General features: G+C 67.1%; 7 protein-coding genes. 2 read left to right on the top strand and 5 right to left on the bottom strand.

All coding sequences use genetic code 11. The features are described from left to right. Both A5745_RS10330 and A5745_RS10325 read left to right on the top strand, forming a co-directional pair. Positions 1–349, top strand: a 349-nt coding sequence (locus A5745_RS10330; RefSeq protein ID WP_076115967.1) for a globin, incomplete at its 5' end; no start/stop codon positions are given. Continuing rightward, on the top strand, positions 349–1,938 hold the full coding sequence (locus A5745_RS10325) for a glycoside hydrolase family 13 protein (protein ID WP_371336893.1): 1,590 nt from the start codon (positions 349–351) through the stop codon (positions 1,936–1,938). The genes A5745_RS10330 and A5745_RS10325, both read left to right, overlap by 1 nt. 18 nt (positions 1,939–1,956) lie before the next feature. On the opposite strand, the gene A5745_RS10320 is transcribed toward A5745_RS10325, so the two are convergent. The 5 genes from A5745_RS10320 to A5745_RS10300 all read right to left on the bottom strand — a co-directional run bounded on the left by A5745_RS10320 (position 1,957) and on the right by A5745_RS10300 (position 10,233). After that, a complete protein-coding gene (locus A5745_RS10320) occupies positions 1,957–2,583 on the bottom strand; it encodes a hypothetical protein (protein ID WP_139329538.1) in 627 nt (208 codons plus the stop codon). Between the two features lie 32 nt (positions 2,584–2,615). Then, positions 2,616–3,029, bottom strand: coding sequence for a thioesterase family protein (locus A5745_RS10315; RefSeq protein ID WP_076060981.1), 414 nt, complete (start codon positions 3,027–3,029; stop codon positions 2,616–2,618). After that, on the bottom strand, positions 3,026–7,861 hold the full coding sequence (locus A5745_RS10310) for an NAD-glutamate dehydrogenase (protein WP_076115965.1): 4,836 nt from the start codon (positions 7,859–7,861) through the stop codon (positions 3,026–3,028). Before A5745_RS10310 ends, A5745_RS10315 begins: the two co-directional genes overlap by 4 nt. A 102-nt stretch (positions 7,862–7,963) precedes the next feature. Next, positions 7,964–9,640, bottom strand: coding sequence for an energy-dependent translational throttle protein EttA (gene ettA, locus A5745_RS10305; protein WP_076060984.1), 1,677 nt, complete (start codon positions 9,638–9,640; stop codon positions 7,964–7,966). A gap of 89 nt (positions 9,641–9,729) precedes the next feature. Continuing rightward, entirely contained in the window at positions 9,730–10,233 is a 504-nt protein-coding gene (locus A5745_RS10300) for a single-stranded DNA-binding protein (protein WP_076115964.1), read from the bottom strand. Positions 10,234–10,598: the final 365 nt, after the last annotated feature.

Below are 10,598 nucleotides of genomic sequence, written 5' to 3'. Positions count from 1 at the left end.
GACGTTCCGTGCGATCGTGTCGCGCTTTTATGCACAGGTTCCCGAGGACGAAATATTGCGTGAGGTCTACCCGCTGGACGACCTCGAGGGCGCCGAGGAACGTCTACGCATGTTCCTCGAGCAGTACTGGGGTGGCCCGCGGACCTATTCGGACCGGCGCGGCCATCCGCGGCTGCGGATGCGGCACGTCCCGTTCCGGATCACGCCCATCGAGCGCGACGCCTGGCTGCGGTGCATGCACACCGCCGTCGCGTCCATCGACTCGCAGACCCTCGACGACGAGCACCGCCGGGAGTTGCTCGACTATCTGGAAATGGCAGCCCACTCGCTCGTCAATTCGCCGTTTTGATGCCAACCGAACGGAGCAGCATGAGCCCCGAGCCGTGGTGGTCAAGCGCGGTTTTCTACCAGGTGTATCCACGGTCGTTCGCCGACAGCGACGGTGACGGGGTCGGCGACCTGGACGGCGTGACGGCCCGGCTGGGGCACCTGGAGCGCCTCGGCGTGGACGCGATTTGGCTCAACCCGGTCACCGTTTCGCCGATGGCCGACCACGGCTACGACGTCGCCGATCCCCGGGGCATTGACCCCCTGTTCGGCGGGATGGCCGCGATCGAACGGCTGATCGCCGCGGCTCACGGGCGGGGCATGAAGATCACAATGGACGTGGTGCCCAACCACACCAGTTCGGCGCACCCGTGGTTCCAGGCGGCGCTGGCCGCGGGCCCGGCCACCGACGCGCGGGAGCGCTATTTCTTCCGCGACGGCCGGGGCGCCGTCGGGGAACTGCCGCCGAACAACTGGACGTCTGTCTTCGGCGGACCGGCATGGACGCGGGTGGTCGAACCGGACGGCAATCCCGGCCAGTGGTATCTCCACCTGTTCGACGCCGAGCAGCCGGATCTCAATTGGGAGCATCCGGACGTCTTCGACGACTTCGAGAAGACGCTGCGCTTCTGGCTGGAACGCGGCGTCGACGGCTTCCGCATCGACGTGGCGCACGGGATGGCCAAGCCACCCGGCCTGCCGGACTCGCCGGACCTCGAGGCGAAGGTGTTGCACCACACCGACGACGACCCGCGCTTCAACCACCCGAGCGTGCACGAGATTCACCGCGACATCCGCAGGGTCGTCAACGACTATCCCGACGCGGTGACCGTGGGCGAGGTGTGGGTGACCGACAACGTCCGCTGGGCGGAGTATCTGCGGCCCGACGAACTGCATCTCGGCTTCAATTTCCGGCTGACGAAGATCGACTTCGACGCGAACGAAGTCCGTGCGGCGATCGAGAATTCACTGGCGGCGACGGCTATCGAAAACGCCATCCCGACCTGGACGCTGTCCAACCACGACGTGGGCCGCGAGGTGACCCGGTACGGCGGCGGCGAGATCGGGCTGCGCCGGGCGCGGGCGATGGCGATGGTGATGCTCGCCCTGCCGGGCGCCGTATTCATCTACAACGGTGAGGAACTCGGGCTGCCCGACGTCGAACTGCCCGACGAGGTCTTGCAGGACCCGACGTGGGAACGATCGGGACACACCGAACGCGGCCGCGACAAGTGCCGGGTTCCGCTGCCGTGGTCGGGCGACGCTCCCCCGTTCGGGTTCTCGACGAACGCCGACACCTGGCTGCCGATGCCGGCGGAGTGGGCGGCGCTGACCGTCGAAAAGCAGGATGCAGACCCCGGCTCGACCCTGTCGTTCTTCCGTCGCGCGCTCGAATTACGCAGGAAGCGAGCGGAATTCGATGGCGGCGACATCGAGTGGCTGACCGCGCCGCGGGACGCCCTGATCTTCCGGCGCGGTGGCGCGGGTGTGGTGTGCGCGCTGAACGCCGGCCGGCGCCCGATTGCGTTGCCGCCGGGCGAACTCATCTTGGCCAGCGCGGCGCTGGACGGCGGCAAGCTGCCGCCCGACTGCGCGGCGTGGGTGGTCTGAGGGCGCGGCTCAGCTTGATCAGCGCAGCACCAGCGCCGCGTGGGCGCGACGCCGGTGCACCGAGCCGAACTTGGCGTCGAGGCGCAGCCACGCCGGCAGTATCCGCACCCGGATGATCTCGTCGGCGTCGATCGCATCCGGCGATTGCGGCAGGAAACCCATTGCGGTCAAGGCGAACACGCAGCGCATCGGCAGCCCGACGCTGACATCGGCGGCGCTGACCCGGATGACCTCCTGGTCGAGCAGCGAAACCGGCGGGCCGTGGGAACTGCTGTGTTCCTTGGCAAGTCGCGCGCCGCGTTGCGCCAGATCCAGCATCACTCGGGCCGGCACGTCGTCGAGATGGGTGAAGCCCGATTCCGGAGGCAACGCGGTTCGCCAGGCCGAATCCATGGAGAAGCCGGGATCGACGTAGCCCGAGTCGTCCATCGCGGACAGGCCGCGCGCCAACGCGTCCGCGGCGACGGTCAGGTCCCCCGGCCGCACCCGGCCCACCACCACCCGGCTGGCCAGCACGTCGAAACCCGTTGCCACCCATGCCGTGAGCAAGCCGGCGGATCGGGCGCGGAGCCGAACGACCGCGGCGTCGTCGAGCCGCGTCGCATGGTCGACGAACGCAGCCAGGTCCGCGCGGTGGGCGTCCATTCGCTCCGGGCCCAGCCACAGTCCGCGCTCGGCTACCGCATCCAACGTTGCAGATACTCCCGATGCTGTGGGGACAGCCGCACCAGCCGCTGCTCCTCGATGTGAACCGCGGCCAGCTGCGACTCGGCGACGACGGCGGGCTTGGACTCGGGATCTGCGGCCACCGAGCGCACCTCGTAGCCGAGCGTGAAGTCGACGGCCCGCAGCCGCTTGGTCCAAATGGTCACCTGCAGAGGCGAATCGGCGAGCCGCAGCTGATCCTTGTACGTGACGCGGACATCGGCGATCAGCAGGCCGATGGTCGTGATGTCGGCCGCGAAGGGTTCCTTGAGGAACGGAACCCGCGCCTCCTCCAGGAGGGTGACCATCGTGGCGTGGTTGATGTGCTGGTACATGTCGATGTCCGACCAGCGCACCGGCACGGGCGCGACGAATCCAGCGCTCAACTCGACGATCCCCTGCCGCTGGTGCGGGTCATGCGGCGGATCTGCCGCGCGGCCACCGAGAGGGTCGCGAGATCCTTCGCGCCGCTTTCCTGGATCTCGGTGAGCGTCCGGCGGGCCCGCTCCACCCGGGACGCGCTGATGTGTTCCCACTCCCCGATCTTCTCTTCACCGCTCTCGTCGGGTTCCCCGACGGCCAGCACGTCGAAGCACAAGGACCGTAGTGAGGCGTAGATGTCGTCACGAATCGCCAAGCGCGCCAACGAATGCCAGCGGTCTCGTCGGGGTAGCTCGGAAACCGCGGTCAGCAGACTGTCGGTGCCCAGCCGGTCCATCAGGGCGAAGTAGGTGTCCGCGACTTCGGCGCTGTCGATCTCGGTGATGTCGGCGATGTCGATGATGTCGAGCAGGCTGTAGCGATACAGCCCGGCGGCGACCCGGTAGGCGAGGTCCTTGGGCGCACCCTGTGCCGCGAATTCCGCGGCTTCCTTTTCGACGATGGCCTTGTCGTCGCCGCGCAGCCACTCCGACATCCGCGGCGTCAGCGCCTTCACCTTGGCGGCGAATCGGTTGATCTCGGCGCCGACGGCCAGCGGCTGCGGTCGATAGTTGAGCAGCCAGCGCCCGGCGCGGTCGATCAGCCGGCGGGTGTCCAGCGTCATCCGGTCGGACAGCGCGACCGGCATGCCTGCCGCGCGGATCCGCCGCCAGATGTGGCCCACACCGAAGATGGCGTCGGTGGCCACGTAGGTACGTATCGCATCGATGGGCCCGACGCCGACGTCCTCGGTGATCCGGAAGGCGTAGCTGATGCCGGCGGTGTCCACCAGATCGTTGATCAGCATGGTGGTGACGATCTCCCGGCGCAGTTGATGTGTGCGGATCTCCGGGGTGAACCGCTCCCGCAGCGGCTTCGGGAAGTATTGCGGCAACCGGGATGCGAACACGTCCTGTTCAGTTAGCTCCGTGGTCAGCATCTGCTCTTTGAGTCCCAGCTTGACGTGCGCCATCAGCGTGCAGAGCTCCGGAGAGGTGAGCCCGAGACCGGCGTCGAATCGCCGCGCAATTTCCTTCTCCGACGGCAGCGCTTCCAATTCGCGGTTCACGCCACGCTCTTCGACCAGGTACTTGATTTGCATCGCGTGCACCGGAAGCAGGCTGGGCGCGTTGGCACGGCTGGTGCCGATCAGATCGTTTTGGTCCTCGTTGTCGGTGAGCACCAGTTGCGAAACCTCGTCGGTCATCGACTCGAGCAGTTGTTTGCGTTCGTCGGCCTTGACCTTGCCGGCGGTGACCAGCGAGTCGATCAGGATCTTGATGTTGACCTCGTGGTCGGAACAGTCCACGCCGGCGGAGTTGTCCATCGCGTCGGTGTTGATGCGCCCACCGGTCAGGTCGAATTCGACGCGGCCCAATGCCGTCACGCCGAGGTTGCCACCTTCGCCGATGACCTTGGCGCGCACCTGGTTTGCGTTGACCCGCACCGGATCGTTGGCGCGGTCGCCGACGTCGGCGTCGGACTCGGTTTCGGCTTTGATGTAGGTGCCGATGCCGCCGTTGAACAGCAGATCCACCGGCGCTTGCAGGATCGCCTTGATCAGGTTGGGCGGGGCCATTTCGGTGACGTCGCCGTCGATGCCCAGGACGTCGCGCACCTGCGGGCTGACCGGGATGGCCTTTTGCTCGCGGCTGTACACCCCGCCGCCCTCGCTGATCAGCGACTTGTCGTAGTCGTCCCAGCTCGACCGGGGCAGGTCGAACATCCGCTGGCGTTCCCGCCACGACGCCGCGGCATCCGGGTCCGGGTCGAGGAAGACGTGCCGGTGATCGAAGGCGGCGAGCAGCCGGATGTGCTTGCTCAGCAGCATGCCGTTGCCGAACACGTCGCCGCTCATGTCCCCGATACCGACGACGGTGAAGTCCTCGGTCTGGGTGTCCACGCCCATCTCCCGGAAGTGTCGCTTGACCGCCTCCCACGCGCCCTTGGCGGTGATGCCCATGGCCTTGTGGTCGTAGCCCACCGATCCGCCGGAGGCGAACGCGTCACCCAGCCAGAAGCCGTAGGACTTGGCGACGTCGTTGGCGATGTCGGAGAACGTGGCGGTGCCCTTGTCGGCGGCCACCACGAGGTAGGCGTCGTCGCCGTCGCGCCGGATGACTTCCGGTGGCGCGCTGACCTTTCCGGTGGCGTGGTCGACGTTGTCGGTGACGTCGAGCAGCCCGGAGATGAAGAGCTGGTAGCACGTCACGCCTTCGGCGCGCAGCGCGTCACGGTCGGCGGCGGCATCCCCGGTGGGCAGCGGCGGGCGCTTGAGGACGAACCCGCCCTTGGCGCCGACCGGCACGATGACGGCGTTCTTCACCGCTTGCGCCTTGACCAGGCCCAGGACTTCGGTGCGGAAGTCGTCCCGGCGATCCGACCAGCGCAGGCCGCCGCGGGCCACGGGGCCGAACCTCAGGTGCACGCCCTCCACCCGCGGCGAGTACACGAAGATCTCGTACTTGGGGCGCGGCAGCGGCAGCTCTTCGATCAGTTGGGCGTCGAGCTTGAGCGCCAACACATTGCGTGCCCGGGCCGAACCCTCCCGGGTCACAAAGTAATTGGTTCGCAGCGTGGCCTGCACCAGCGACGCGAACGCGCGCAGCACACGGTCGGTGTCCAGGCCCACCACCGCGTCGATGTCCGCGGCGACCGAGGCCGCGGCCGCTTGCGCGTCGCGGCTCGTCGGCGATCCCGACGCGCGGGGGTCGAAGAGCGCCTCGAACAACTGCAGCAGCGATCGCGCGGTGGAGGGGTGGTCGTTGAGCACGGTCTCGATGTGGGACTGGCTGTAGGGAAAGTTCGCCTGCCGTAGGTATTTTGCGTAGGCGCGGATCAGCACCACCTGCTGCCACGTCAGGCGGGCGCGCATGACCAACTCGTTGAACCGGTCGATCTCGACGCGGCCCTGCCAGATCGCGGTGACCGCGTCGGCGAATCGCTCTGCGGTGGAATCCCTTTCGTCCGCGGTCTTGGCAAGCGGGATCGTGGGGTGCGGTTGGATCTTGAACTGGTAGATCCATACCGGCAGACCGTCCGGCCGGGTGACGGTGAACGGTCGCTCCTCGAGGACGACGACGCCCATGCTTTGCAGCATCGGCAGCAGCTGGCTCAGCGAGGCGGTGTGTCCACCCAGGAACCAGGTCAGTTGGGCGACACCGTCTTCGCCGCGGTCGGAGAACACCAGCTTGACCGAGTCCTCGGTCAGCTCGTTGATGATGGCGATCTGCTGGATGGCGTCGTCGGGGGGGACGGCCTGTTTGTAGGCCTCGGAGAAGGCGGCCGCGTAATGCTCGGCGTCGGCATGCGCGGTGGTACCCGCCGCGCTGGCCGCGATCAGGCGGTCACCCCAGGTCCGGGCGGCCTCGCTCAACAGTCCCTGGATACGGACGCGGTTGGTTTCGGAAACGTCGACCGCGGCGGCGTTTTCGGGCAGCCGCACCATGAAATGCATTAGTGCCCAGGGTGATTCGCTGACGCGGGCGGTGAATTCCAGTCGCGTTCCCCCGAACTCGCGAACCAGGATGTCTTCGATCTGCAGCCGAACCGCGGTGGTGTAGCGATCGCGGGGCACGTAGACCAGGCAGGACACGAAGTACTGCAGGCGATCGGCGCGCACGAACAACAGCGCGCGCCGCTGCGATCCCAGATCCACCACGGCCTTGGCCAAAGCGAAGAGCCGCTCGGCGCTCAGCGTGAACAGCTCCGAGCGCGGGACGGTTTGGATGACGTCGAGCAGCAACTGGCCCGGGTGTGCGGGATCGTTGTCGGCCATCGCCAGCGCCTCGCGGACCCGGCGGGAGATCGACGGAATCTCCAGGACGTCGGCGTTCATGGCGGCCACGGTGAACAGGCCGACGAAGCGGTGCTCGAGAACGCCGCCGTCGGTGTGTTCGCGAATCGCGATGGCGTAGGGGTAAGCGCCGTAGCGCAGGTAGCTGCCGACGACGGATTGCGCCAGCACCAGCAGATGGTCGTCGTCGGTCAGTCGCGGACGGGAACCGGTGCGGGTGCGCAGGACGCCGAGACTCGGTGACCCGTCGCTGGAGACCAGGCCCTCGTGCACCCGGCAACGCTGGTAGCCCAGCAGCAGGAAGTTCCCGTTACCCAGCCAGCGCAGCAGGGCCGCGACGTCCTCGCGGTCCGGCGCCGTGTAGTGGTCGCCCGCGTTGGCCTCGACGTCGGCGGCCAGGCCGCTCAGGGTGGCGATCAAGGCCGCCGCGTCGCTGGCGACCTGTTGAACGTCGGCGAGGACCTTTGGCAGCAGCCGGTCGACCTCGGCGAGGGCCTTGGTATCGACCGAGGGCGACAGCTGGATGTGGATCCACGCCTCGCCGACGTATTGCGGCGCGCCGGGCGCTTTCGGTTCGACGCTGAGCAACTCCCCCTCGGGGTTGCGCCGCACCGCGAACACCGGGTTCATGATCGCCGTGTAGTCGACCCCGAGCCGATGCAGCAGCACCGTGATCGAGTCCATCAGCATGCCGCCGTGATCGGTGACGACCTGCAGCGCGGGCCCGAATCCGGCGGGATCGTCCGCCGGATGGACGCAGACACAGTTGCCGCCGGCCGGGCGGCACTGGCCGAGCCGGTAGTGGGCGCTCAGCATCTCGGGGGTCACCATGGCGACCGGGATGCTCAGGTCGATGGGACCGGTTTCCGTGCCCGGCTCGTCCCGGTGGGGGCCCCGGTAGCTCTCGATGTAGGCGGTCGCGATCCAGTCGGGAATGTCCTGAGGGTCGGTGAACGTGGTCCAGGGCTTGAGTTCGTGCTTAGCTCCGGGATCGATCGCCATGCCGATTGCTCCCAACTCGCGACGGACGCCACTGCGCTCGATCGCCCCACTCCAGAGCGGCCACTGCGACCGCGGCGTCGTAGGGCGTCGGCAGAGCCGACACTAGTCGCGTGTGAGCTTGCGGTGGGTCACTCTGTGCGGCCGGGCGGCTTCTTCGCCGAGCCTTTCCACCTTGTTCTCCTCATACGCGCCGAAGTTGCCCTCGAACCAGAACCACTTCGCCTCGTTGTCGTCGTCGCCCTCCCACGCCAGGATGTGCGTGCACGTCCGGTCCAGGAACCAGCGATCGTGCGAGATCACCACGGCGCAACCGGGGAATTTCTCCAGGGCGTTTTCCAGCGAACCCAACGTCTCGACGTCCAGGTCGTTGGTCGGTTCGTCCAGCAGGATCAGGTTGCCGCCCTGCTTGAGCGTCAGCGCGAGGTTGAGCCGGTTGCGTTCGCCGCCGGACAGCACGCCGGCGGGCTTTTGCTGGTCGGGACCCTTGAACCCGAACGCCGACACGTAGGCCCGCGACGGTACCTCGGTCTGGCCGACCTCGATGTAGTCCAGCCCGTCGGAAACGACCTCCCATACTGTCTTCTTCGGATCGATGCCGGCGCGGGTCTGGTCCACATAGCTGAGCTTGACGGTCTCCCCGACCTTGACGGTGCCGCTGTCCGGCTGCTCGAGCCCGACGATGGTCTTGAACAGCGTGGTCTTGCCGACCCCGTTGGGACCGATGACGCCCACGATGCCGTTGCGCGGCAGCGTGAAGGACAGATCCTTGATCAGGGTGCGGCCGTCGTAGCCCTTGTCGAGGTGTTCGACTTCGACGACCACGTTGCCCAGCCGCGGCCCGACGGGAATCTGGATCTCCTCGAAGTCGAGCTTGCGTGTCTTCTCCGCCTCGGCGGCCATCTCCTCGTAGCGCTGCAAGCGCGCCTTGCCCTTGGCCTGACGGGCTTTGGCCCCGGACCGGACCCAAGCCAGCTCCTCGGTCAATCGCTTGTGCAGCTTGGCGTCCTTGCGGCCCTGCACCGCCAGCCGCTCGGCCTTTTTCTCCAGGTAGGTCGAGTAGTTGCCCTCGTAGGGGTACGCGCGCCCGCGATCGAGTTCCAGAATCCACTCGGCGACGTTGTCCAGGAAGTAGCGGTCGTGGGTGACCGCCAGGATCGCCCCCGGATAGGCGGCCAGGTGCTGTTCGAGCCACTGCACGCTTTCGGCGTCCAGGTGGTTGGTGGGCTCGTCGAGCAGCAACAGGTCGGGTTTGGACAGCAACAGCTTGCACAGCGCCACGCGGCGTCGCTCACCGCCGGAGAGATTCGTCACCGGTTCGTCCGGCGGCGGGCAGCGCAGCGCGTCCATGGCCTGCTCCAGCTGCGAGTCGAGGTCCCACGCGTCGGCGTGGTCCAGCTCCTCTTGCAGCCGGCCCATTTCCTCCATCAACTCGTCGGTGTAGTCGGTGGCCATCAACTCGGCGACCTCGTTGAAGCGGTCGAGCTTGACCTTGATGTCGCCCAGGCCCTCCTCCACGTTGCCGCGGACCGTCTTCTCCTCGTTCAGCGGCGGCTCCTGAAGCAGGATGCCGACGCTGGCGTCGTTGGCCAGGAAGGCTTCGCCGTTGTTCGGCTTGTCCAGACCGGCCATGATCCGCAAGACGCTCGACTTACCGGCCCCGTTGGGACCGACGACACCGATCTTGGCTCCTGGGAAGAAGCTCAAGGTGACGTCGTCGAGGATCACCTTGTCGCCGTGCGCCTTGCGGACCTTCTTCATCGTGTAGATGAACTCAGCCATGCCGCGGGTTTGCCTTTCTGGTCTTGCAGAATTACCTCGACCATCCTAGGCATCGCCCGGCGGACCTAGCCGGGCCCCCAAGCCGGCGGCTAGGCCGAGAGGGGCAGCGGGCCGTCGCCCTCGGCGTCGTTGGACGGGGTCGGATCGCCGGCGGAGTCCTTGGCGGTGTCGGTCGCGGAGTCGTTGGCCGTCGAGTCCCCGTCGGCCGGCGCGGCCTGGTCCGTGCTGGGGCCGGTATAGCCCGGCTTCTCGATGCGCACGATCGCCCGCGACACGTCCGGTCCCACGGAGGTCGCCCGCATCTCCAGCGAGGAGCGGCGGTTGCCGTCGCGGTCCTCGTATTCGCTGGTGTACACGTAGCCCACCACGATCACGGGCGCGCCTTTGCCCAGCGCGGCCCCGACCCCGGTGACCAGCTTTCCCCAGCAGTTGACGGTGATGAACAGTGAGTTGCCCGGCTCCCAGTTGCCGTCGCCGTTGCGTCGGCGCGAATTGCTGGCCACGCGGAATTTGATGACCTCCTGATTGCCGACCTGGCGGCGCTGAGGATCGTTGACGATGTGACCGACGACGGTGAGCGGCGTTTCGAACATTGGCTTGTCCCTTCTGGTTTTGCTATCTCTTCGCGCGGTGAGCGCGCCCTATCTGGCCGTCATTTAGCGCCGTGCCACCGACGGGTTCCGTGCCAAATCAGGCCCAGTCGGCAAACCTGTTGAAAGAACCGTGACTGTGGATAGCCTGCTGGCGTGAACGCGCCAATCAGGCTGTCTCGCTTGACGAATGATGGTGGTCACACCCTGGCGCGGTTTTGGGCGGCCGGGATTTGTCGTACCCCTTTGTGATGATGTGGTCATGTCTTCGACTGCATCGCTTGCCTCGGTGGGGTTGAGTCCTGCTGAGCGCCTGGGGGTGCTCTTTGAGGAGTTGGCGGAGTTGTCCGGTCAGCGCAATGCGATTG

The sequence above is a fragment of the Mycobacterium sp. IS-2888 genome, assembly GCF_001954215.1.
Lineage (GTDB): Bacteria > Actinomycetota > Actinomycetes > Mycobacteriales > Mycobacteriaceae > Mycobacterium.
The sequence above is the reverse complement of the archived record's forward strand: the minus strand, read 5'-3'. Positions and strand labels throughout refer to the sequence as shown.